19 protein-coding genes and 1 tRNA gene are annotated in these 24029 nt (G+C 65.8%); 3 read left to right on the top strand and 17 right to left on the bottom strand.

Annotated features, from left to right (window positions below; translation table 11 throughout):
- Positions 1 to 243 precede the first annotated feature (243 nt).
- Entirely contained in the window at positions 244 to 1623 is a 1380-nt protein-coding gene (gene ffh / locus WH265_RS07485) for a signal recognition particle protein (RefSeq protein WP_021026457.1), read from the top strand.
- Between the two features lie 77 nt (positions 1624 to 1700).
- Here the strand turns inward: ffh and selD are convergent, their stop codons facing one another.
- From selD to fdnG, 8 genes are all read right to left on the bottom strand, one after another.
- Positions 1701 to 2768 carry a selenide, water dikinase SelD gene (gene selD, locus WH265_RS07480; protein ID WP_339557824.1) on the bottom strand — a complete coding sequence of 356 codons (1068 nt, stop codon included), beginning with the start codon at positions 2766 to 2768 and terminating at the stop codon, positions 1701 to 1703.
- A 118-nt stretch (positions 2769 to 2886) separates the two neighbouring features.
- A tRNA-Sec gene (locus tag WH265_RS07475) sits at positions 2887 to 2982 on the bottom strand.
- Positions 2983 to 3071: 89 nt separating this feature from the next.
- A complete protein-coding gene (gene selB / locus WH265_RS07470) occupies positions 3072 to 4997 on the bottom strand; it encodes a selenocysteine-specific translation elongation factor (RefSeq protein WP_339557823.1) in 1926 nt (641 codons plus the stop codon).
- A complete protein-coding gene (gene selA, locus WH265_RS07465) occupies positions 4994 to 6421 on the bottom strand; it encodes an L-seryl-tRNA(Sec) selenium transferase (protein WP_339557822.1) in 1428 nt (475 codons plus the stop codon). Before selA ends, selB begins: the two co-directional genes overlap by 4 nt.
- 109 nt (positions 6422 to 6530) lie before the next feature.
- Complete coding sequence (gene fdhE / locus WH265_RS07460) at positions 6531 to 7496, bottom strand: formate dehydrogenase accessory protein FdhE (RefSeq protein WP_339557821.1); 966 nt, start codon at positions 7494 to 7496, stop codon at positions 6531 to 6533.
- A gap of 138 nt (positions 7497 to 7634) precedes the next feature.
- Positions 7635 to 8297, bottom strand: coding sequence for a formate dehydrogenase subunit gamma (locus tag WH265_RS07455; RefSeq protein WP_021026452.1), 663 nt, complete (start codon positions 8295 to 8297; stop codon positions 7635 to 7637).
- Complete coding sequence (fdxH, locus tag WH265_RS07450) at positions 8294 to 9235, bottom strand: formate dehydrogenase subunit beta (RefSeq protein ID WP_021026451.1); 942 nt, start codon at positions 9233 to 9235, stop codon at positions 8294 to 8296. The genes WH265_RS07455 and fdxH overlap by 4 nt, the downstream gene beginning before the upstream one ends.
- Positions 9236 to 9244: 9 nt before the next feature.
- Positions 9245 to 12307 (bottom strand): formate dehydrogenase-N subunit alpha, encoded by a 3063-nt coding sequence (fdnG, locus tag WH265_RS07445; protein WP_339557820.1) that lies wholly within the window; start codon positions 12305 to 12307, stop codon positions 9245 to 9247.
- A gap of 238 nt (positions 12308 to 12545) precedes the next feature.
- On the opposite strand from fdnG, the gene WH265_RS07440 reads away from it, so the two are divergent.
- Positions 12546 to 13121: a C40 family peptidase gene (locus tag WH265_RS07440; protein WP_339517296.1), complete on the top strand. Its 576-nt coding sequence runs from the start codon at positions 12546 to 12548 to the stop codon at positions 13119 to 13121.
- Positions 13122 to 13182: 61 nt separating this feature from the next.
- Here WH265_RS07440 and WH265_RS07435 read toward each other — a convergent pair whose 3' ends face one another.
- From WH265_RS07435 to WH265_RS07400, 8 genes are all read right to left on the bottom strand, one after another.
- The gene (locus WH265_RS07435) at positions 13183 to 13848 is read right to left on the bottom strand and encodes a DUF1266 domain-containing protein (RefSeq protein ID WP_021026448.1); all 666 of its coding nucleotides are present in this window, start codon (positions 13846 to 13848) and stop codon (positions 13183 to 13185) included.
- Complete coding sequence (locus tag WH265_RS07430) at positions 13845 to 15002, bottom strand: hypothetical protein (protein WP_339557819.1); 1158 nt, start codon at positions 15000 to 15002, stop codon at positions 13845 to 13847. Before WH265_RS07430 ends, WH265_RS07435 begins: the two co-directional genes overlap by 4 nt.
- Before the next feature lie 8 nt (positions 15003 to 15010).
- Positions 15011 to 17311: a hypothetical protein gene (locus tag WH265_RS07425; protein ID WP_339557818.1), complete on the bottom strand. Its 2301-nt coding sequence runs from the start codon at positions 17309 to 17311 to the stop codon at positions 15011 to 15013.
- A gap of 167 nt (positions 17312 to 17478) precedes the next feature.
- On the bottom strand, positions 17479 to 18807 hold the full coding sequence (miaB, locus tag WH265_RS07420; RefSeq protein ID WP_312989610.1) for a tRNA (N6-isopentenyl adenosine(37)-C2)-methylthiotransferase MiaB: 1329 nt from the start codon (positions 18805 to 18807) through the stop codon (positions 17479 to 17481).
- A gap of 171 nt (positions 18808 to 18978) precedes the next feature.
- The gene (locus WH265_RS07415; RefSeq protein WP_339557817.1) at positions 18979 to 19416 is read right to left on the bottom strand and encodes a hypothetical protein; all 438 of its coding nucleotides are present in this window, start codon (positions 19414 to 19416) and stop codon (positions 18979 to 18981) included.
- 77 nt (positions 19417 to 19493) lie between these two features.
- Positions 19494 to 20393, bottom strand: coding sequence for a DMT family transporter (locus tag WH265_RS07410; RefSeq protein ID WP_339557816.1), 900 nt, complete (start codon positions 20391 to 20393; stop codon positions 19494 to 19496).
- Positions 20394 to 20400: 7 nt separating this feature from the next.
- Positions 20401 to 21384, bottom strand: coding sequence for a bifunctional helix-turn-helix transcriptional regulator/GNAT family N-acetyltransferase (locus WH265_RS07405; RefSeq protein ID WP_339557815.1), 984 nt, complete (start codon positions 21382 to 21384; stop codon positions 20401 to 20403).
- Positions 21385 to 21479: 95 nt separating this feature from the next.
- Positions 21480 to 22316: a DODA-type extradiol aromatic ring-opening family dioxygenase gene (locus tag WH265_RS07400; protein ID WP_339557814.1), complete on the bottom strand. Its 837-nt coding sequence runs from the start codon at positions 22314 to 22316 to the stop codon at positions 21480 to 21482.
- A gap of 88 nt (positions 22317 to 22404) precedes the next feature.
- Between WH265_RS07400 and WH265_RS07395 the strand changes: the two genes are divergently transcribed.
- Entirely contained in the window at positions 22405 to 23310 is a 906-nt protein-coding gene (locus WH265_RS07395; protein ID WP_339557813.1) for a LysR family transcriptional regulator, read from the top strand.
- On the opposite strand, the gene alkB is transcribed toward WH265_RS07395, so the two are convergent.
- The gene (alkB, locus tag WH265_RS07390) at positions 23307 to 23972 is read right to left on the bottom strand and encodes a DNA oxidative demethylase AlkB (protein WP_339557812.1); all 666 of its coding nucleotides are present in this window, start codon (positions 23970 to 23972) and stop codon (positions 23307 to 23309) included. The genes WH265_RS07395 and alkB overlap by 4 nt on opposite strands.
- Between the last annotated feature and the right edge of the window lie 57 nt (positions 23973 to 24029).

Below are 24029 nucleotides of genomic sequence, written 5' to 3'. Positions count from 1 at the left end.
CTAAATTCGTTTGGCGCTTCACGGTCAAACATTTACCTATTGTAGGGAGCGGGCCATAGTTTCTTGCGCTCGCGGGCAGGCTGCCAGCCCTGGCCCCGCGTCAGTTTTGGGGTGAGCGGGTAGAATCAAAGGTTTGCAGGGCTGTGGCTTACAGCCCCTGGCGCCAGTCGTTTTTAGCCCGGGCTCCGGCCAGCGGCTACCGCTGGGCGCCCCCTTTGCCACGATTACTCAAGACTCCACCCTATGGCTTCCGCACTGACCGATAAACTCTCGCGCCTCGTCAAGGAAATGCGTGGCCAGGCCCGTATCACCGAATCCAATGTCCAGGACATGCTGCGTGAAGTGCGCATGGCCCTCTTGGAGGCGGATGTGGCCTTGCCCGTGGTGCGCGATTTCATTGCCCGCGTCAAGGAAAAAGCGCTGGGCCAGGAAGTGCTGGGCAGCCTCAAGCCGGGCCAGACCCTGGTGTCGATCGTCAACAAGGAACTGGCCGCCACGATGGGCGAGGGCGTGGCCGACATCAATCTGCAGGCCCAGCCGCCGGCGGTGATCCTGATGGCCGGCCTGCAAGGTGCCGGTAAGACGACCACCACGGCCAAGCTGGCCAAGCACCTGATCGAGCGGCGCAAGAAAAAGGTGCTGACCGTCTCGGGAGACGTCTACCGCCCCGCCGCTATCGAGCAGCTCAAGACCGTGACCCAGCAGGCGGGCGCGGAATGGTTCCCCAGCACGCCCGACCAAAAGCCGTTGGATATTGCCAACGCGGCGCTCGATTACGCCAAGAAGCACTACTTTGATGTGCTCCTGGTCGATACCGCCGGCCGCCTGGCCATCGACGAAGTGCTGATGACCGAAATCCAGCAATTGCATGCGGCCTTGAAGCCGGTCGAGACCTTGTTCGTCGTCGATGCGATGCAGGGCCAGGACGCGATCAACACCGCCAAGGCCTTCAAGGAGGCGCTGCCGCTCACCGGTATCGTGCTGACCAAGCTCGACGGTGACTCGCGCGGCGGTGCGGCGCTGTCGGTGCGCCAGATCACCGGCGCGCCCATCAAGTTCGCCGGTGTGTCCGAAAAGCTCGATGGCCTGGAAGTGTTCGACGCCGAGCGCCATGCGCAGCGCGTGCTGGGCATGGGCGATATCGTGGCCCTGGTCGAGCAGGTCTCCAAGGGCGTGGACATGGAGGCGGCCCAGAAGATGGCCGAGAAGATCAAGTCCGGCGACGGCTTTGATCTGAACGACTTCCTGGGCCAGCTCCAGCAGATGAAGCAGATGGGGGGCCTGTCGACCCTGATGGACAAACTGCCCTCGGAGCTGGCGGGCAAGGCTGGTAAGGTCGATATGGACAAGGCCGAGCGCGAAGTGCGCCGCAAGGAAGGCATCATCTGCTCGATGACCCCCTATGAGCGCGCCAAGCCCGAATTCATCAAGGCCACGCGCAAGAAGCGCATTGCCGCTGGCGCTGGCGTGCAGGTGCAAGAGGTCAACCGCCTGCTCAACGAGTTTGGCCAGATGCAGCAGATGATGAAGAAGATGAAGGGCGGCGGCCTGATGAAGATGATGAAGAAGATGGGCGGCATGAAGGGCATGATGGGCGGCGGCATGCCCAAGCTGCCGTTCTAAGCACATACCGGCGTTATCGCGCCCCCACCAACAACGCCTGCATCCAGCAGGCGTTTTTGCCTCCAGGCGCTGCGCTGTTACGACACCACGACCTGTGCCTCGCCCGCCTGCATCTGGCCGACTACGCAGGCATCGGCAAAGCCCTGGGATTTGAAGATGTCCAGCACCTGGCCAACAGCCTCCGGCGTGCAGGAGACCAGCAGGCCGCCGGAGGTCTGCGGGTCGGTCAGCAGGCTGCGCATCGCATCGGGCACTTGCGCGCCCATCGCCACATCGCTGCCGTAGGACGCCCAGTTGCGTCCCGAAGCGCCGGTCACCACGCCTTGCTGGGCAAGATCGAGGACGCCGGGCAGCAGTGGCAGCGCCTGGCTGTCGATCACGGCTGTGAGCTGCGCGCCGCGCGCCAGCTCCAGCGTGTGGCCCAGCAGGCCAAAGCCGGTGACATCGGTCAACGCATGCACATCGGCCAGCTGCGCCAGTGCGGCACCGGGCCGGTTGAGCTGGGTGGTGGTGCGCACCATGCTGGCGTAGTCACTGTCGCTGAGCAGGCCTTTTTTCAAGGCCGCGGACTGGATGCCCACACCCAGGGCCTTGCCCAGAATCAGCACATCGCCCGCCTGGGCATCGCGGTTGCGCTTGAGCTGCGCCGGGTTGACGATGCCGATACCGACCAGGCCATAGATGGGCTCGACCGAGTCGATCGAGTGGCCGCCGGCCAGTGGAATACCGGCATCGCGGCAGACGGACTCGCCGCCCTCGAGAATCTTGGCAATGACGTCGTGGGGCAGCACATTGATCGGCATGCCGACAATGGCCAGCGCCATCAGCGGCGTGCCGCCCATCGCGTAGATGTCCGACAGCGCATTGGTCGCAGCAATGCGGCCAAAGTCATAGGGGTCATCGACGATGGGCATGAAGAAATCGGTGGTCGCGACAATCGCCTGCGTGTCGTTGATCTGGTAGACCGCCGCGTCATCCGCCGTCTCGGTGCCCACCAGCAGCTGCGCATAGAACTGCTTGGGCACCGCACTGCGGCTCATCAGATCGGCCAGCACCCCAGGGGCAATCTTGCAGCCGCAGCCGCCGCCATGCGACAGCGAGGTCAGGCGTGGCGAGGTGGGCAGGGCGGTGGTGGGGGCATTCATACGGGCATCCTCAGGGCTAACAGACTGGCGAGAAAAGCGGTGCCGCCCATGGCGGCCCACCATTATCGGCATTTGGCTGGCAGAGCTATGCCATGCTGTTTTTTGGGGGGGATGGGGATGGCGGAAGACAGCTGGAGTCGAACCAACCCAGGAGTGGCTGACACCCCTCACCGGGTTTGAAGCCCGGCCGCGCCACCGGGCACGATTGCCTTCCCTGCAACACGTGCGTGTTGGGCAAGATGGCCGATTGTAGCGGCTCTGCGTGGCGCCTGCGGCTGGCGCTGCCGCAGACCCTTGGGTGGCTTACGAGGTTGTGCCCGCCTGCCAGCGCACACCCGGGCGCAGCACATGCGTATCGCGCACGCGGCGGGTATAGCCCACGCGGTCAAAGAACTCCAGGATCTGGATGGCGCGCTTGCGGCCCAGGGCGGTGGCATCGCGGAAGGCATGGGCCTGCACTTCGCCGCGCTCGGCCTGCTGGGCAAGCTCTGCGGTGAGTGCCGCCAGCGCATCCATGGAGGGGGCGGCATAGAACAGGTCTTTGACCACCTGGAACACGAGGCCCTGGCGCGAGAGCTTTTTGAGCAGCTGGCGCACCAGCTCCTCCCCGGCGCCATGGTCGCGGGCCAGGTCGCGCACCCAGGGCGGGTCAAAGCGGCCTTCGGTGATCGCGGGCATCAAGCGCTGGGCGAGGGCCTGCTCGGCCTCGCTCAGCTGCACCCGGTGGCCGGGCAGGTGCAGCCAGGCGCCGCTGCTGGCGATCTGACCGGCGGCGATCAACGCATCGAGCAGGCCATGGTAGAGCGCATCGTGGGGGCCATGCTGCAGCGCAGGCAGGGCCATGCGGCGCAGCCGGGCTGCGTTGATGCCGGGCTCATCCGGGGCGACTTCATGAAAGCGGTGCAGCGCCTGCAGCAGCTGGTCTTGCAACGTATGCCAGGCCTGGCTGTCCACCAGCAGCGCATCGCCATCGGGCAGCGGCAGGTGGGCGCAGGTCTCGGCCACGGCCGGTGTCGCCGTGCCGGTCAGCCGTACCAGCTGTGAGCGGGCCAGGCCCAGCGGGGCCTCGGCCAGCAGCGGGCCGGTGTCGGCGGTGTCAATCCAGTGTGCCAGCGCAGCCAGGTAGGCCATGCGGCTGTCGCTGCGGCGCTTGCGGGCGGGGGCGTAGGGGTCGAGCACCATGGCGCCGGCAATCGTGCGGTTGGCCTGGGCATTGCGCACGATGACGCGGTCACCGGGCAGCACCAGCGCCGGGGCATCCAGCACCAGCTGGGCCAGTGCTTCGGTGCCTGGGGCCAGGTCGCCATCTTGCAGCAAGGCGATATGGCCGGTGCAGCGCATGGTGCCCAGGTGCAGGTGCACGGCCGACCACTGCGCCAGCGGCGCTGCATCGGCGAGCAGGTGCAGGCGCACATCGATGCGCTGGGTGGTCTGGCGCAGGCGCGCGTCCATGATCCAGTCGCCGCGCGTGATGGCCTCCTTGGCGATGCCCGCCAGGTTCAGTGCGCAGCGCTGGCCGGCCAGGCCGTGTTCGCTCGCCTGGTTCTGCGCATGGATGCTGCGCACACGTACGGGCTCGCCGCTGGCCGAATGCACGAGGCTGTCGCCCACGGCCACCTGGCCATTGAAGACGGTGCCGGTGACCACCGTGCCCTGGCCGGGCAGGCTGAAGACCCGGTCCACCGCCAGGCGGAACAGCCCGCTGTTGGCGCGCTGGGGCATGGCCTGGGCCTGCTGGTGCAGGTGCTGGCGCAGCGCCCAGACGCCCGGGTCATCGGGCAGCGCCGCTGCGGTCTCAAAGATGGGCGCATCGGCCAGGTTGCTGCGGGCCAGGATGGCGGTGATCTCATCGCGCACCTCATCGATGCGGGCGCGCGGCACGCGGTCGACCTTGGTGAGGGCTACCGTGCCCTGGCGTATGCCCAGCAGCTGCAGGATTTCCAGATGCTCCAGCGTCTGGGGCATCACGCCGTCATCGGCGGCCACCACCAGCAGGGCATGGTCAATGCCCACGGCCCCGGCGGCCATGGTGTGCACAAATTTTTCATGGCCGGGCACATCGATGATGCCCAGCACATCGCCATTGGCCAGCGGGGTGTAGGCGTAGCCCAGCTCGATTGAAATGCCGCGCGCCTTTTCTTCCTTCAGCCGGTCGGTCTCCACGCCGGTGAGCGCGCGTACCAGGGTGGTCTTGCCATGGTCGATATGGCCTGCAGTGCCGATGATCATGCCTGGCCGTCCTTGCCGCTGCTGCCCAGCGCCAGCTGCTGCAGGTTGGCGGCAAAGGCGGCCTGGTCAGCGGCTTCGAGGCAGCGCAGATCCAGCCAGAGCGCATCGTCGCGCAGCCGGCCGATCACCGGGCGCGGCAGCTGGCGCAGCGCGGCCTCGAGCTGCTGCAACAGGCGCCCGGCGCGCTTGCGCTCTTGGGGGCGCACGACCAGGCCATGGCTGGGAAGGCTCTCGACGGGCAATGCACCGCTGCCGATCTGGCTGGTCATCGCGGCATGCTCCACCAAATAGTCGGGGCCCAGCAAGGTTTGCAGCGGCGCCTGCAGCGCAATCGCCTGCTGCTCCATGGCGGCAGCCGGACGGGTGAAGAGGCGCAAGGTGGTCAGGCGCTCGGCCAGTTTCTCGGGGTGCAGGTAGAGGCGCAAGGTGGGCTCGAGCGCGGCCAGGGTGAGCTTGCCCACGCGCAGCGCACGCTTGAGCGGGTTCTTCTTGATCTGGGCGATCAAGGCCTTGCTGCCGACAATGATGCCGGCCTGCGGGCCGCCCAGCAGCTTGTCGCCGCTGAAGGTCACGACATCGGCGCCAGCCTCGATGGTCTCACGCACGGTCACCTCATAGGGCAGGCCCCAGTCGCGCATATCGATCAGGGTGCCGCTGCCCAGGTCCACGATCAAGGGCAGCTGGCGCGCATGGGCGATGCGGGCCACATCGGCCTCGGCCACCGACTTGGTAAAGCCGCTGATCGCATAGTTGCTGCAGTGCACCTTCATCAGCGCAGCGCTGTGCTCGCCCAGCGCGGCTTCGTAGTCCCTCTCATGGGTGCGGTTGGTGGTGCCCACCTCGACCAAGCGGGCGCCGGCGCGGGTCATCACATCGGGGATGCGGAAGGCGCCGCCAATCTCGACCAGCTCACCGCGCGAGACCACCACTTCCTTGTCGCGTGCCAAGGTGGACAGCACCAGCAGCACGGCAGCCGCATTGTTGTTGACGATGGTGGCGGCCTCCGCACCGGTCAGGCGGCAGACCAGGTCTTCGACCAGATCATCGCGGTCGCCCCGGCCGCCGTCGGCCAGGTCGTATTCCAGATTGCTGGGGGTCGCCAGCGCCTGCACCACGGCGTCAATAGCCTCTTGCGGCAGCAGCGCGCGGCCCAGGTTGGTGTGCAGCACCGTGCCGGTCAGGTTGTAGACGGCCTTGAGGCGCGGCGCAAACAGCTGCTGGAGCTTTTGCTCGGCAGCGTCCAGCAAGGCATCGGCATCTTCTGCGTCGCTGCCCGCCGCTGCCAGCCAGCGGCTGCGGGCCTCGCCCAGCGCGGTGCGGATGGCCTGTGTGCACTGGGCCTTGCCATAGCTGTCCAACAGCGCAGCGGTGCGCGGGTGCTGCAGCAGCTTGTCTACAGAGGGCAGGTGGGTGGGTGCGTTCATGGGCAAACCAGCTCAAACAGGGACTGAAATAAAAAAACGATGGGCTGCGGCAGCAGCGCCATCGTCCAGTATGGCATGGTGCCAAAACGTTCAGGTACTCGGCAAGCGCTCAGTGCAGATCGGGCACGCTGCCATCGGCATCGGCCGCTTGCGGCTCGGCCACGGCCACAAACAGCAGCGGGTTGCCGCTGGCGCGCGAGAACGCGGTCTGCTCGCTCATCAAGAGGTCCAGCATCAGGCTGGCCAGGTCATCGGCCAGTGGCTCGGCCAGCGGGTCCTTTTCCTGGTTGACCAGCTTGCGGTAGCTGCCGCATTCGGTACAGGTCTCTGCCAGCACCACATCCTTACCGCCTTCCAGGCCCTGGTAGCGCACGCCCTTGGTCGATTCGCAGTGGCTGCATTTGACGCGCACCATATGCCATTCGGTAGCGCAGCAGCCGCAGTGCAGGTAGCGGTGGCCGGCCATCTTGCCGCCAATGCGCACCACGCCGGCAACCGGCTCGCTGGCGCAGACCGGGCAGATCGTGGCCGGGTCGGTAAAGGGGATGTCGGCCAGGCGCAGCTGGCTGGCGCGGGTGGCAAACACCACTTGCAGCGCAGCCATCACAAAGGGCGCCAGGCCCACATCGCGCGCGGCCAGCTCCTTGGTCAGGAGGCGCTTGGCCAGCGCATTGCGGTCCTCGGTGCCGCAGCGCTGCAGCTCGCCAATCAGCGGCTGCAAGGCCTCGGGCAGGCCATCGGCACTGGCCAGCTGGCCGAGCATGCCGTCCAGCACCTGGTGCCAGACGGGATCGAGGTGGTCGGCGGCGGGCAAGAGCGGCGACGAGTACTGCTGGGCCTGCGCGATGGCCGCTGCATCGGGCGCAGCCACCTGCAGGCCCTGGGCTGCCTGGTGCTGGGCGTCCACCAGCTTGGCGATGAACAGCAGGTAGTCCGCAATCGGGTTGCCGTCGGCCAGCTGGCGAATGCGCTGGGCTCGGTCAAGAAACAGACTGCTGGTGTTGGGCAGCAGCACGCGTGGAAAACTGGTGTGGTCGAGCGACTCGATCTCACCGGGTTGAAGAATGCGTTGCATACGGGGATTTTCTCAAAAATCAACGCCGATAGTCCTGGCGGGGCTATCGGCGTTGGGGAGCAGGGCAGGGGGCGATGCGGGCAGGACCTGGCCCGCTGCGGCACAGGGCCGCGGGACGGGGCAGGCCTGCAAGGCGCATCAGGCGCCGTGCTTGTGGCTGGCGGGCTTGTCCAGGTCGGTGGTGTCGCCCGTCATGCGGCGGTACCACAGCGGATGGTGAAAGCGCGCCCAGGCGCGGGTGACCGTGCCGCGCGTCATTGCGCGGATCGTGCCCTGGGTCCAGATGGCCGCGTAGATGTGGGCGATGATCAGACCGATCAGGCCAAAGGCCGACAGCGCATGCAGCAGCGCCGCAGCGCGCACCACGTTCACCGGCAGGTTCCACCAGGCGCGCCACATCAGAACGCCGGTCACCAACAGGCCCGCCATGCACAGCACCAGCATCCAGAACAGCACTTTCTGGCCGCCGTTGTACTTGTCCACCGGTGGCATCTTCTCGTGCTCGCCATTGACCAGCGCGGGCACGTTCTTGAGCCACTCCACATCGTTCTTGCGGATGATGTTGAGCTGCCAGAAGCGGAAGAACATCAGCACAAAGCCGACGGTCATCACCAGACCGATGTAGGGATGCAGGATGCGGGTCCAGGGTCCGCCACCGAACAGGTTCGTCATGAAGAAGAACGAGGGGTGGAAGAACGCCAGGCCCGACAAGGCCAGCAGCACAAAGCTGATCGCGACCACCCAGTGGTTGACGCGTTCGCCAGCGGTGTAGCGTTGGAGATCACGGGTCTTGCTTTTCATCGTCCAGACTCCTCGTGGTGGTCGGCGCCCTTGTCCGCGCGCGCCTTGGCGGCTTCTTCCTCTTCCAGCTCCTCGGGCACTTCGATCGGGCCCTTGGTGATGTAGTGGAAGAAGCTGCCGACAGCGGCCACGCCCAGCGCTGCCAGCGCCAGTGGCTTGGCCACACCCTTCCACAGGCTCACCATGGGGCTGATCGATGGATCATCGGGCAGACCGTGGTAGAGCGAGGGCTTGTCGTTATGGTGCAGCACATACATCACGTGGGTGCCACCCACGCCTTGCGGATCGTAGAGGCCTGCCTTGTCAAAGCCGCGCTCCTTCAAGTCGACAATGCGCTCCTCGGCACGCTCTTGCATGGCGGTCTTGGTGCCAAACATGATCGCGCCGGTCGGGCAGGTCTTGACGCAGGCGGGTTCCTGGCCCACGGCCACGCGGTCCGAGCACAGCGTGCACTTGTAGGCCTTGTGGTCCTTCTTGGAGATGCGCGGAATGTTGAACGGGCAGCCGGTCACGCAGTAGCCGCAGCCCACGCAGTTTTCCTCCTGGAAATCGACGATGCCGTTGGTGTACTGCAGGATGGCACCGGGAGAGGGGCAGGCCTTGAGGCAGCCCGGGTCTTCGCAGTGCATGCAGCCGTCCTTGCGGATCAGCCATTCCAGATTGCCGGTGGCTTCGTTTTCGTATTCGGAAAACCGCATCACCGTCCAGGAGTTGGCCGTCAGGTCGGTAGGGTTGTCGTAGACCCCGGCCGCTGCCGTGCCCACATCGTCACGCAGATCGTTCCACTCCATGCAGGCGGTCTGGCAGGCCTTGCAGCCGATGCACTTGGAGACATCGATCAGCTTGGCCACCTCGCCGCCGTGCGGGCTGCGCACGCTGGGCGATGGGGTGGTGGTGGCGGAGCGGCGCTTGATATCCAATGATTGAAGAGATGACATCGCTGCTCCTTAGATCTTCTCAACCTTCACGAGGAAGGTCTTGAACTCTGGCGTATTGCTGTTGCCATCACCCACAAACGGGGTGAGGGTGTTGGCGAGGAAGCCAGGCTTGGTCAGGCCCTTGAAGCCCCAGTGGATAGGGATACCCACGTGGTGCACCGTCTTGCCTTCGATCTGCATCGGCTTGATGCGCTTGGTCACCACCGCAGCGGCCTTGATGTAGCCACGCTTGGAGCTGACCTTCACCATGGCGCCCGTCGCAATGCCGATCTCCTTGGCCAGCGCCTCGCCGATCTCGACGAACTGCTCGGGCTGGATGATGGAGTTCAGCAGCGCGTGCTTGGTCCAGTAGTGGAAGTGCTCCGTCAAACGGTAGGTCGTGCCCACATGCGGGAATTCGTCCGCCTTGCCGAAGGTCTCCCAGATGGCCGGGAAGACGCGGGCTGCCGGGTTGCTGACCGCCTTGTCGTTCTTCGGGTACATCGGGTTGTAGCCCAGCGGGTTGTCGAATGCCTCGTAGTGCGTCGGGAACGGACCTTCGTTCATGCCCTTGCGGGCAAAGAAGCGCGCCACCCCTTCAGGGTTCATGATGAACGGGCCGGTGCCGGTCTCGGGCTTGATGGTCGGGCCGTAGTCGGGTACGTCCGCGCCGCCCCAGGTCGAGCCATTCCACTTGACCAAGGTGCGATTCGGGTTGAAAGGCTTGCCTTCCAGATCCGCCGATGCGCGGTTGTACAACACGCGGCGGTTGGCCGGCCAGGCCCAGGCCCAGTTCAGCGTGTTGCCGATGCCGGTCGGGTCGCTGTTGTCGCGGCGGCCCATCTGGTTGCCCGCCTCGGTCCAGCTGCCCGCCCAGATCCAGCAGCCACTCATCGTGGAGCCATCGTCACGCAGCTCGCCAAAACCGGACAGCTGCTGGCCGGCAGGGCGCAGCACCTTGCCGTCGGACGCCGTGAGGTCGGTCAGTGCGCGGCCGTTGTACTCCTTGGCAATCTCTTCGGACGAAGGGTGCGCAGGCTGTGCATAAGGCCACCACAGGTTCTGGATCGGATCGGGGAACTTGCCGCCGTCCTTCTGGTAGGCCGCCTTCATGCGCAGGTGCAGGGCCGACATGATTGCGATGTCGGTCTTGGCTTCACCGGGCGGCTCGGAGGCCTTCCAGTGCCACTGCAGCACACGCGAGGAGCTCACGACCGCGCCATCTTCTTCAGCGAAGCAGGTGGTGGGCAGGCGGAACACCTCGGTCTGCACCGATGCGGTGTCGATGTCGTTGTACTCGCCGTAGTTCTTCCAGAACTCCGAGGTCTCGGTGGCCAGCGGGTCCATGATCACCAGGAACTTGAGCTTGGCCAGCCCGTCGCGCACACGGCTCTTGTTGGACAGCGCCGCCAGCGGGTTGAAGCCCTGGGCGATGTAGCCGTTGACCTTGCCTTCGTTCATCAGCTCGAAAATCTGCAGCATGTCGTACTGCTTGTCGAGCTTGGGCAGGTAGTCATAGGCCCAGTTGTTGTCCTTGGTCGCAGCCGGTCCCCAGAAAGCCTTCATCAGGCTCACATGGAACTTGGGGTAGTTCTGCCAGTAGCTCATCTGGTTGGCACGCAAAGGCTTTTGCGTGCGCGCGTCGATGTACTTCTGGTAGTCCTGCTCACCCTGGTTGGCCAAGGTCAGGTAGCCGGGCAGTGCGTTGGACAGCAGGCCCAGGTCGGTCAGGCCCTGGATGTTGGAGTGACCGCGCAAGGCGTTCATGCCACCACCGGCGACACCGATATTGCCCAAGAGCAGCTGCACCATGGCGCCGGTGCGCAGGATCTGCGCGCCGATCGAGTGCTGGGTCCAGCCGAGGGCGTACAGGATGGTCGCTGCGCGGCCCGCTTCTGCCGTCGATGCAAGCTTTTCGCAGACGTGCAGGAACTTGGCCTGGGGCGTGCCGCAGACGCTCTCGACCTTCTCAGGCGTATAGCTGGCGTAATGGCGCTTGAGCCATTGGTAGACGCAACGCGGGTGCTGCAGGCTTGGGTCGGTCTTGACGTAGCCGTCCTCGCCCAGCTCGTAGTCCCAGCTGGCCTTGTCGTAGGTGCGCTTTTCCGGGTTGTAGCCCGAGAAGATGCCTTCGTCGAACGCAAAGTCTTCCCGCACGATGAACGTGAAGTCGGTGTAGTTGCGCACGTACTCGTGGTGGATCTTGTCATTCGTCAGCAGGTAGTTGATCACACCGCCGAGGAAAACAATGTCCGAACCGGAGCGGATAGGGGCGTAGAAATCCGCCACCGAAGCCGATCGGTTAAAGCGCGGGTCGACCACCATGAAGTGAGCCTTGTTGTGCTCCTTCGCCTCGGTCACCCATTTGAAGCCGCAAGGGTGGGCTTCAGCGGCATTGCCGCCCATGATCAAAATAACGTCCGCGTTCTTGATGTCGACCCAATGGTTCGTCATCGCTCCACGGCCAAACGTCGGGGCAAGACCTGCCACCGTCGGGCCGTGTCAGACACGGGCTTGGTTATCGAACGCCAACATGCCCCAAGAGCGGGCCACTTTGTAGGTGATGTAACCGGCCTCGTTGCTGGCAGCCGATGCGGCCAGCATGCCGGTCGAGGTCCAACGGTTCACCGTCAGGCCATCATCCGTCTTCTCCAGGAAGTTCGCGTCGCGATCGTCCTTGAGCAGCTTGGTAATGCGGGTCAGCGCCTCATCCCAGGACAGGCGCTTCCACTCGTTGGAGCCGGGCGCGCGGTATTCGGGGTAGAGCAGGCGGTTGGGGCTGTGGACGATGTCCAGCAGCGATGCGCCCTTGGGGCACAGCGTGCCGCGGTTGACGGGATGGTCGGGATCGCCTTCGACGTGGATCACCGAGAGTTTGGCGTTCTTGCCGCCATCGCCCAGCGAGTACATCAAAATGCCGCAGCCAACAGAGCAATACGTGCAGGTTTGCCGTGTCACTGTGCTGCCGACCAGCTTGTACTGACGGACTCCGGCAAGCGCAGTGGCGGGCGAGAAGCCCATCATTGCCAGGCTGGAACCCGCCAGAGTCGAACCAGTCACTTTCATGAACTGGCGTCTGGAGAATTGCACCATGGGGTGTCCTTTCAATGAAGGATGCTTGTTTTCTATGCTTACGACACAAATTGTAGTCTTCTCCCTCTGAAAGCAGAATAGTTGGGCATTCCGGGTATTCAGCACGTTTGACAAATTGGTAAAAATACGAGAGAGGCCGTATCTCCGCGAGAAATACCAATACATTTCACAAACTTGCATGAAATTGTGAATAATATGCTTTATGAATTTCTTGCGGCCTGAATCCAAGGGGGAGACCATGGACCACCAAGACGCGGCTGCGCGCCGTCCCTTTTTGCTCTGGGCGCTGTCGGCATCGGCGCTGCTGGCAGGCTGCGGCGCCTCGCCGCCACGCACGGCGCGGCAAGAGGGGGGCCAGCGCACGGCAGGCGGTACGTCGACGTCACCGCGTGTGGACAGCGGCGTGGTGCCCGTCAACCTGGGCTTGAGCGGTGAGCTGCGCGAAGCGCTCTATGCGCGGGTCATGCTGGTGGTCAACACGCCCTACACCTATGGTGGCAACACACCCGAAGGCGGCTTTGACTGCAGCGGTCTGATCCAGTATGCGATCCAGGGCATCACTACGCGCCGCTTGCCGCGCACCACGGCGCAGTGGGCGGGGGTGAGCGCCGAGATCGACAGGCGTGACCTGCAGCGCGGCGATTTTGTGTTCTTCAACACCATGGGCGGGCGCTATTCGCACATGGGCATCTATGCGGGCAATGGCCAGTTTGTGCATGCGCCGTCGAGCGGCGGCGTGGTCAAGACCGTGAGCCTGGCCAATCCCTATTTCTCGCGCCGCTTTACCGAGGCCCGCACGGTATTTGACGCTTGAGAATATTCATGGCCTGAATAAAACAAGCGGCCATTGCCGCAAAAAAAGGTCTGGGGCGCGCTCAACGCCAGGCGTATGCCCCCCAGGGGTGCGAAGCATCCTGCAGCCAGTGCTGCAACTCCTCGGCGCTGATGCTGCGGCCCAGCGCGTCCGAGCGGCCCTTGGCCACCCATTGGGCGCGGCCCTGGATATAGGCGCTGCCCAGCTCCTGCCAGCTGCCAAAGCAATCGCGGGCGCGCGCGGCATTGAGCTGCAGCAGCTGCCACTGCTGCTCGGCGCTGATCCAGCCCAGCATGGCGGCGGTACGCACAAAAAAGCTGGCGCGCACGCAGGCAAAGGCCATCGCGGCGCGGGCGTCGTCCCCCGCCTGCAGCCGCTCCACATCCAGGCACCACCAGCGCGTGCGCATGCGCTCGGGCAGCTGCTGTCGCACCTTGGCATCGTCCAGGTCGGTGCGCAGGCCAAAGGCATGCAAGGCCATGGGCCGCAGCGATGCCGCCAGGCTGCTGGTGGGCGCGGGCATGGCGCTGTCGGCAAAGCCATCCTTGAGCGCATGGAAGGCCATCGGGTGGGCCAGCGCCAGCGCCCAGTTCTGCTCGGGTGTGAGCCGGTAATGCCCCAGTGGGCCCGAGGGCGCAGGCGCCTGGCTGCCCCATTGGCGGCGAAAGGCCCGCACGCATTGCCACACCAGCCACAGCCCGATGGCTGCTACCAGGATCTGGATCATCGCTGTGCCTCCGGCTGCATGCCCGGCGGCATTTTGGCGGGTGCCTTGCCCGCCTGCGCCAGGCTGTAGGCCAGCGCAGGCGGCAGGTTTTGGCCAGCCAGCAGGCTGCTGTCATGTGCGGCCGCCAGCCATTGCACCAGCGGCGAGGCCTGCGGCACATGGGCCAGCAGCCTGGGCTGGCGCTGCCACAGCTGCAAATGCTCAGCCTCGCTGTGCAAGCTCTCCACCGCATGCCAGCCCGCCTGGGCACCGGTGGTGCGCAGCAGGCGCATGCCCAGTGCATCGTCGGGCGTGTCTTCGCTGGTGTTCAGCTGGTTCAAAAAGGCAATGACGTCAGCGCGGTAGCGGTCTACCGGCGGGCGGTTTTGCTTGCCCTTGATCTGGTCGATGCGCAGGCGCCCATCGGGCTGCAGCCAGGCATTGATGGTGATGCGCGGCTGGCCCTGGCCGGTGCGGTAGCTGAAGATGCGCATGCGGCCTTGCTCGCAGCCCTCGGCATAGTGCTCGCCATAGCCGCCGCTGAGCTGGCGGCGGTTGGCAAACTGGCCCAGGCAGTGGCGCATCATCTGGCTCTCGTAGGCCATCTCTTCGCGCAGCACGCCGCTGCCGGGCAACAGCTCGACAAATGCGCCCTGGCTGCCTTGCCAAACCGTCTGCACTGCATGGGGCTGGTGCTGGCGCCAACCGGCCAGTTGCTGGGCCTCGAAAGCCTGGTGCTCCTGCGCCCAGCGCTCCAAGGCCTGCGGGCAGTTGATGCGGGCGAGCTTGCCTTCCAGCGAGGTGCCCTGGCGCGACTGCAAAAACTCCAGCAGCTGGCGCTCCAGCGCCAGCACGCTGTCATGGGCAGGGCTGATCCACCACAGCGCCGAATCGGCCTGCGCTGCCTCGGGGCCGGGTTTGCGCGCCAGCAAGGCCAGCGCCCAGGCCGGTGCGCCAACGGCATAGCGCTGCTGCAGCGCTTCGGTGGTGGTGATGGCCTGTACGGCCTCGGGCGGCGACTGAAGATTGCCTACCAGGTAGCGGTAGAAATGGTTCTGCAGCCAGGCCGCAATCTCGGGCGTGTCGCCGCGCTCGCGGCTGCGCGCGGCGATGCGGGCCTTGAGCTCGGGCGCGTTGACCACATTGCGCGCCAGGTACACCGTGCTTGAGCGCATGGATGGGCTTACCAGAACTTCCACCAGGGTTTGCCGCCGCCCGCGCCAGGCGCTGCGGTGATCAGCTGGGCATGGAGCTTGTCGATCGTGGCCTGCAGCTTCTCGCGCTCGGCCGCGTCATCGGCAGGCGCGCAGGCCAGCGCCTGCTGGTAGATCTGCAAGGCCTGCTGGTCCGTGCCCGAGGTCTGCATCGCGTCGCCTGCGCGGCGCAGCAGGTAGGGGTTCTGGCGCTGTTCCAGCTCAGGCAGCAGCGCTTGCAGGCGCGGCAGCACCTCGGCGCCATGGGTAGCCGAGTAGTAGTCGAGCTGGTTGAGCAGGCTGCGCAGATAGTCATAGCGCTCGCTGCGCTGCTCGTCCTCATCGAGCTGGCTCCACCACTCGTCCAGGCGCTCCAGCCAGATGCTGTTTTCCACATTGCGGTCTTGCTGGTAGAGCGCGTAGGCCACCTTGGGGAAGTAGTCGCAGGGGCTGTGGCGGCTGTAGCCATGGTCCTGGCTGTAGTGCCACAGCTGCTCAGCGGCACCGATGAGCTGTGCGTAGTTGTCGCTGTCGATATGGGTCGAGACGATGCCGTTGTAGTGCTCGGCAAAGGGGCTGGTCGCAATGCCTTTGGCATGCAGGGCCAGCGCGCCGTCGTAGTTTTCGTCGTTGTAGCGGTACTTGATGGCCAGGTTGTTGCACAGCATTGAGTAGTCGTGCAGGTTGCCATCCTTGTAGCTGCCCTGGCCGGTGGCAAACCAGTGCTCGAAGCGGGCCTGGCCGGTCTCGTAGTAGTGCTTGATCCAGCGCAGCAGCTCGTCGTAGGGCCAGTCGCCGGGCAGCTCTTCGCCCTCGCCGCCAATGGCTTGCATCAGCGCCTCGTCGTCGTCCAGTTGCACGCCCATCGCATAGCACCAGCTGCCGCTGTCGCAGCGGATATAGGGCGACTGCAGCGCGCTGGCCAGGCCCGCCACGCGGGCGCGGCAGACAAACAAACGGTAGGCCAGCTCGCCATTGGCGTACTGGGGGCGCTCGGCCAGGGTTTCCAGGAGCGGCAAGGCCTGCGCATAGTCCTGCTGCTCGAACAGATGGTTGCCCTGCAGCAGGCGCCACATCGGGTGGTTGAGCGACTGCTGCTGCACGATGGCGCTGTAGTGCGCAAAGGCCTGCTCGGCATCCATGTCGGCGGGCAGAAACTCAGCGAGGTCCTCGTCCTGCGCGGCGGCCATCAGGGTGAGCGCCCAGTACGGCGCACCATCCGATTCGCCCAGATGGGCCAGCGCCTGGCGGCAGGCCGCTTCGCGCGATCCGGGGCGGCTGTGCAAGGTGCTCTCAAAGCACATGTGGGCGGCCTCGGGTAGGCGCGCTGCCTGCACCAGCCAGTCGATCAGCAAGGCGCTGCTGCGGTCGTCACTGTCGCGCACCAGCGCAAAGCGGCCTTCCTGGCCTTTGCTGATCGCTGCATCGAGCGCGCCTTGCTGGTGCAGGCTGCCAGCGGCCAGGCGCGCGAGCTGGGCGCGGGTATCGCGCCAGGCGGCGGGCGAGGCGGTGCTGGGCAGGCTCGCCAGCGTCAGCTCGCTGTGCTGGGCCAGCGCATCCGGGGCCAGCGCAATGATGTCCTCGCCCAGCAGCAGCCAGTCATCGGTGTCGATGTCCTGGCCCGCTTCGGCGCGCTGGAGCTTTTGCAGCGCGTAGTGGCCCAGGTCGCGGGCCGCAGCGCTGTTGCCCTTGGCCACTTCGATGCGGCCCAGGCGCGTGGCCAGCATCGCATCGTCCCAGGCGCGCAGATGGGCGCGGTCGGCCTGCTGGCTTTTGTACTGGTGCTGCTTGCGGCAGATCTGCTCTTGCAGGTCCAGCGCCTGGGCCTGGTGGGCATGGCGGGCCAAGTGGCGCCAGGCACGGTCGGGGTCACCCAGGTCGCCGGCCTGGTCCACGGCCGCCATGGCCTGCGCGATCACGTCGCGGTACTGTTCGGGGGGGAGGTCGGGCACATCCTCGGCGGCATCGGCCTGCAGCATGGCCATGGTGACGGCGGCATCGCGCTGGGCGCCAGCGCTCAGCTCCTGCAGCAGGCGGGGCTGGTGCTGCTGCACGGCGGCAAGGGCCTGGGCGGGCTGGCCGGCCATGCTCCACAGGCGGTAGACGCGGCGCAACTGGTCCAGGTCCTCGGGCTCCAGCGCGCGCGATGCGAGCTGCTGGGCGGCTGCGGCCTGGCGGGCAGGCCATTCCTGCGTCTCGTCCTCGGTGTTGAACAGCGCATCAACATGGTCCAGAAAGGCGTCAAGCGCCTCGCTGCGCAGTGCGGTGGACGGGTCGGACACGGATGCCATGGTGATGATGCCTTTCTAGTAATAGCGCATCCCTCATGCGCCCCCTGCATGCTAACGGGCCCCAAGGCAGGTGGGGCCTTTGCGGGCCACAAAAGCAGGGCAGAGGGCTATTTTCACCGTGTTTGCTGCGCCTGACCAGCGCGGCCTCGGCCTGCCAGCAATGGATCTCAGTGGGTGATCAGAACCTCGCCGCGCAGCGTATAGGTCATGGTCTCGGTGATGCGCACATCAACCATCTGGCCAATCAGGCGCTCCTGGCCGGGGAAGTTGACCACGCGGTTGCACTCGGTGCGGCCCATCAGCTCGCCGTTGTCGCGCTTGGACTTGCCTTCCACCAGCAGGCGCTGCACGGTGCCCAGGCGCTCTTCGCTGATGGTCTTGATGTTGTGGTTGATGACGGCTTGCAGCTCCTGCAGGCGGCGCAGTTTGACCTCGTAAGGCGTGTCATCGGGCAGGTTGGCAGCGGGGGTGCCAGGGCGCGGGCTGAAGATAAAGCTGAACGAGTTGTCAAAGCGCACATCGCCAATGAGCTTCATCATCTTCTGGAAGTCTTCTTCGGTCTCGCCGGGGAAGCCCACGATGAAGTCGCTGCTCATCGCCAGATCGGGGCGGATGGCGCGCAGCTTGCGCACCGTGCTCTTGTACTCCATGGCGGTGTAGCCGCGCTTCATAGCCATCAGGATCTTGTCGCTGCCGTGCTGCACCGGCAGGTGCAGGTGCGAGACCAGCTTGGGGATCTTGGCGTAGGCCTCGATCAGACGCGGCGTGAACTCATTGGGGTGGCTGGTGGTGTAGCGGATGCGCTCGATGCCGGGGATCTCGGCCACATATTCGAGCAGCAGCGCGAAGTCGGCGATCTCGGCCGTGTCGCCCATCTTGCCCAGGTAGGCATTCACGTTCTGGCCCAGCAAGGTGATTTCCTTGACGCCTTGCGCGGCCAGGCCTGCAACCTCGACCAGCACGTCCTCAAACGGGCGGCTCACCTCTTCACCCCGGGTGTAGGGCACCACACAATAGCTGCAGTACTTGGAGCAGCCTTCCATGATCGAGACAAAGGCCGATGCACCTTCGACGCGGGCGGGCGGCAGGTGGTCGAACTTTTCGATCTCGGGGAAGGAGATATCGACCTGCGGCTTGGCCTTGGCCGCGCGGGCATTGAGCAGCTCGGGCAGGCGGTGCAGGGTCTGGGGGCCAAACACCACATCGACATAGGGGGCGCGCTTGATGATCTCGGCGCCTTCCTGGCTGGCCACGCAGCCGCCCACGCCGATCAGCACGCCTTTTTCCTTCAGGTGCTTGATGCGGCCCAGGTCAGAGAACACCTTCTCCTGTGCCTTCTCGCGCACCGAGCAGGTGTTGAAGAGGATCAGGTCGGCCTCGTCCATGTCCTGTGTGGGTTCATAGCCCTGGGCAGCGCCCAGCACATCGGCCATCTTGTCCGAGTCGTACTCGTTCATCTGGCAGCCGAAGGTTTTGATAAATACTTTTTTGGACATGGTGCAAATCTCGTGGGGGCCCAGGGGCTGCGGTTGCAGGCCTGAGGGAATACCGAAATACGGCAGAAAGCCAGGCGCCAGGCGGGCGCACTGCTGCCTAAGGGGGGATACGCAGGTCGCCCTGCCGGGTTTGACCGGGGCGGTCAGCCCAAGCGGCGGCGCCAATGCGCTTTATTTAAAGAGTCCGCTCCAGAAGCCGTTGTCGGCGCGGTCGCGTTTGAGGGCCGCTTCTTCGCTGTTCAAGATCCAGGCGGCATGCACGCGGCCGCTGGTTTTCTCGATCACATAGTTCACCGTCAGCTTCTGGCCCAGCACGGTGTTGGGGCGCACCGTCGTGTTTTGCGGGTTGTAGAGCTTGAAGGCCGGTGCCAGCAGCAGCGCCTGGTTGTCGATCGTGGCTTCGGTCGGGCTGGTGACCACCAGATAGCCACGCAGGGCCTGCGGAGGAAAGGCGCGGACGGGGCCTTGGAACGGGGCAAAGGTGGCGGTCTGGGCCAGGCTGGGGAGGGCACTGATGCCGCCCAGTGCCAGCGCAAGGGTCGCAAGGCTGGCGCGGGCCCTGCGTCGCAGGCGGTGATGGGGAGTGTGGGGTGTGGTGCAGCGGTTCATGGTGTATATCCAGGGGCTGGAGGCCGCATTCTACAAACACTGGCGGTGCCGCAGTCCGGCACTGGGGCAAGCTGGGCTTAGCCTGCAGGCGCCCGGGTGCTGATGACCAGGCCGGCCAGCACCAGCGCGATGGGGGCCAGCAGCGCAGGTGATGGCATGCGCTGGTGCAAGGCCAGCTCCAGCAATGCGGCGGTGACAGGGCCCAGCGCCTGGAAGGCAATCACCAGCGATGCCTGCAGCCGGCCCAGCGCCCACAGCAGGCAAAAGTAACCCAGGCCGCTCGACAGCCCGATAAAGACCATATGGCCCCACTGCGTGGCAGAAAACACCGGCCACAGCGGCTGGCCCTGCCAGCTGCAGTACAGCGCCAAAAACAGCACCGATGCGGCCATCGCCAGGCCGCTGGTGGGCAGCGCCGGGTAGCGCCGCATATAGGGCCCGTAGAGAATGCTGGTGGCCGCACCCACCAGGGTGGCGGCGAGCAAGGCCGCCATGCCGCTGCCGCCCAGCAGGCCCAGGCTGCCTGCGCCACCCACGCCGCTGGCAGCGCGCGCACTGCCAAGCAGCAGCACGGCGACGCCGCAGACGGCCAGTGCCAGGCCCGCCAGCCTGCGGCGGCTCAAAGGCTCGCGCCCCGACAGCGCCGCCAGGCACCAGGTAAAGAGCGGCATGGTGGCAAACACCAGCGCGCAGGTGGAGGCGGGCAGGCGCGCCAGTGCATGGTTGAGCAGCAGGATCAGCAGCGCAAACTGCGCGACGCCCAGCAAGGCGATGGCCAGCGCATCGCGGGCGCGGTAGCGCGGCCAGGTGGCAAGCAGTGCAGGGCCGGCGAGGATCGCCAGCCCGATGGCATAGCGCAAAAACGCCAGGCTGGCTGGCGAGGCAGCAGGCGATAGCGCGCTGGTGGAGACCATGGCCGCGCCCACCAGCATGCCGGTGGTGGCCGCTGCCCACAGCGCTGGCTGGCGCGCCTGCATCGCCCACCTAGGCGCCGTGCCGGCGGCGGCTGAACTGCTGCTCGACCACGGTCGAGCCCCATTGCTGGCCGGCCTCTTCATGCACCAGCGCAAAGCCCAGCGATTCGTAGAGCTTGCGTGCCGCATCCAGCCCCTGGAAGGTCCAGAGCTCGGTGCTGGCAAAGCCGCGCTGGTCGCAAAAGGCGAGGGCCTGCGTCAGCAGCTGGCGGCCCACGCCGCCGCCGCGGCAGCCGTCATCCAGAATGAACCAGCGCAGATGCGCCTGGTTGTTGCCCAGGTCCTGCCCGTCAATCGCAACCGAGCCGACGATGCGCTCGTTGTGCACCGCCGTCCAGATCTGGTTGCAAGGCTCGCCCAGGCGGCCGCTGAATTCGGCAAGGCCCGAGGCGACCTTGCTTTCAAAGAAAGCGCCAAAGCCCCAGTGCCGGGCATAGAACACGGCATGCATCTCGGCCACCCGGCCGATGACGCCGGGCCGGTAGCCGCTGTGAATCTGGATACTGCCCGTGGCCGAGGTGGCAGCGCTGCCCTGGCCCGCCGCGCTGCCCAGCCGGTGCGCCTGCAGGGCCTGGGCATAGGCCATCAAGCCCTGCGCCACGGACTGCTGCAGCGAGGGGTTGAGTTGTGCCAGCGCACTGCGCACCTGGGTCTGCCCATAGGCATGGATGCCTGCGACCGTGCGTTGGCCCTGCGCTGACAGCTGCAGCTGCTTGGCGCGGGCATCGTCTGCGCAGGGCTCTTCTTGCAGCTCGCCATTGGCGATCAGCTTGGCCAGCATGCGGCTGACGCTGGATTTGTCCAGCCCCAGATACTCTGCCAACTGGGCGGCGGTGACCTGGCCATGCGCATCGATTTCCAGCAGCGCATGGACGGCTGAGGCCGAATAGGGCGTCGCCGCCAAGGTGTTGGCCATAAAGCCCAGCTCCCGCACCATGGTGCGCGAGGCGCTGCGGATGTCGTTGACCAAGGGGGTGTCGGTAGCGGCTGCCATGCGTCTTTCCAGTGTTTGGTTGCAATATACAACTTTTTGGTTGTGTAATGCAACTTTTTTGGAGAGGCCGGCAGCTTCCCGCCCATCAGCAGCGCTTAGGCGGCATCCAGCCGGTAGCTGGATACGGCCAGCCCACCCATGAAGTTGTCTTCATGGTACACACGCACGGCGCGGTCGCCTTCGGCGGCGCCGACCGCGACCATCAGCGGCAGCAGATGCTCTTCACGCGGATGGGCGATGCGTGCGGCGGGGGCGTCTTCCCAGTCCAGCAGGCGCTGGCTGCGGCTGGCGCTGTCCAGCTGCAGCATGGTCTCGGCCAGCCAGTCGTCAAAGGCTTTGGAGGGCACGCGGGCCTGGGGCCCGAAGGCACGCAGGTTGTGGTAGGACAAGCCGCTGCCAATGATCAGCACATCCTCATCGCGCAAGGCGGCCAGCGCCCGGCCCAACGCCAGGTGCTCTGCCGGGTCCAGGCCCCGGCGCAGCGACAGCTGCACCACCGGCACATGGGCCTCGGGGTAGATCGCGGCCATTGGCGAGAACATGCCGTGGTCATAGCCGCGCTGGGCGTCCTGCTGCACGGCAATGCCGGCCTGGGCCAACAGGCCCGCCACACGCCCGGCCAGTTCAGGCGAACCTGGCGAGCGGTAGTGGACCTGGTAGGTGTGGGCCGGAAAACCGCCGTAGTCATAAATCATGCCGGGCTGGGGCGTGGACTGCACGGTAAAAGTGTCGGCCTCCCAGTGGGCCGACACCATCAGGATCGCGCGCGGCGTGCGGCCGATCTGGCGCGGCATATCGGCCAGTGAGGCGGCCAGCTGCGCGTAGTAGTCATGCATCTCGGGCATCCAGGGCCAGGGGCCGCCGCCGTGCGAGATAAAGTAGACGGGCAGGCGGCTGCCGCTGGTGCTGGCGGGGGTGGTGGTCGTGGTCATATGGAAAACTCCTTGCGTCCAATGTAGTAGCTGCCTAAAAGGAAACCAAGTAGCTAAAATGCAGCGGTTGATTTCCTATTAAGAAACTATGGACCAGCTCACCAGCATGCAGGTGTTCCAGGCGGTGGTGGACAACGGCAGCTTTGTCCAGGCTGCCGAGCGCCTGGGCATCTCGGCGCCGATGGTCAGCAAGCATGTGGCCCAGCTGGAGCAGCGCCTGGGCGCGCGCCTGCTCAACCGCAGCAGCCGCCATATCAGCCTGACCGAGGCGGGCCAGCGCTGGTATGCGCAAAGCAGCCTGGCGCTGGAGATGCTGGACGCCGCCGCCCAGGAGATCGGCCAGCATAACCAGGCCCCCAGCGGCCAGCTCAAGATCAGTGCGCCGGTCTGGTGCGCCACGCCGCAGATGGCGCGCATCCTGGCGCGCTACCGCGCCCGCTACCCGCAGGTGCTGGTCGACATCCACCTGGACAACCACAAGATCGACCTGGCCACCGCCGGCTATGACATGGCCTTGCGCGCCTCGTCCGACCCCGCCCCGCACCTGATTGCCCGCCCGCTGTGCCAGGTGCCGTTCTACCTGGTGGCCAGCCCCGCTTACCTGGAGCAGGCCGGCCCGCCCCAGCAACCTGCCGACCTGGCCCAGCACCCTGCCGTGCTGCCCAGCTATGTGTCGCTCAGCCCCATGCAGTTGAGCCAGCCCGGTGGCCGCAGCGCGCCGCTGCACTTGCAGCCGGCCCTGCTGTCCGATGATTCCAACCTCAGCCTGCATGCGGTGCGCGCCGGCATGGGCCTGGGCTTGTTGCCATCCTGGTTGGTGGAGGACGACCTGCGCAGCGGCCAGCTGCAGCGGGTGCTGCCCCAGTGGGAGGCGCTGACGGTGACCCTGTATGCGATCTACACCAGCCGGCGCTACCTGGCGCCCAAGGTGCGCAGCTTTATCGATTGCCTGTCGCAGGAGCTGGGTGGTGCGGCCCCTGAGCCAGCGGCCTAGGTCGCGCGGCGGAAGGTGAGGTTGATTCTTTGCCCGTCCAGCAGCGGATGCGCCGTGGGGCTGGTCCCATCCTTGACCGGCATCACCCCGTGGTAGCGCATGCGGTCCACGCCACCCCAGACCACCACATCGCCATGCTGCAGTGGCAGCTTTTGCGTGGCATCGGCGCGGGCATCGCCACCCCACAGAAAGATGGCGGGCAGGCCCAGTGACACCGACACGATCGGGTGGCGGGCGTCACCTTCGTCCTGGTGCAGGGTCAGGCGGGTGCCAACGCTGTAGCGGTTGATCAGGCAGGCATTGGGCGCAAAGGCTGGCAGCTCGGCGGCTTCTGCCGCCTGGGCGGCCAGCGCTGCGAAGGCGGGTGGCATGGCGGGCCAGGGCTGGCCGCTCAAGGGATCGGTGGCGCTGTAGCGGTAGCCATGCTGGTCGCTGTACCAGCCAAATGCGCCGCAGTTGCTCATCGCCACCTGCATATCGCGCCCGCCCGGGGTGCGCAAATGCCGAAACGGCGCCTGCTGCACGATGGCCTGCACCTGGCGCAGCAAGTCATCCTCCCAGCGCAGCGCAAAGCCGCGCAGCACGCAGGCCTGGCGGCCAATGGCAATGCGCTCCCAAGGCGGCTGGCCGTCGTCGGCGGCGGGGCTGAACAGGTCTTGCATGGGGCTATTGTGCCCCTGCGGGCATAAAAAAACCGCAGGGCCTGTGGCAGGCACTGC

The sequence above is a fragment of the Comamonas sp. MYb396 genome (assembly GCF_037479555.1).
Lineage (GTDB): Bacteria > Pseudomonadota > Gammaproteobacteria > Burkholderiales > Burkholderiaceae_C > Comamonas.
This window is presented reverse-complemented; position numbering and strand designations above follow the sequence as displayed.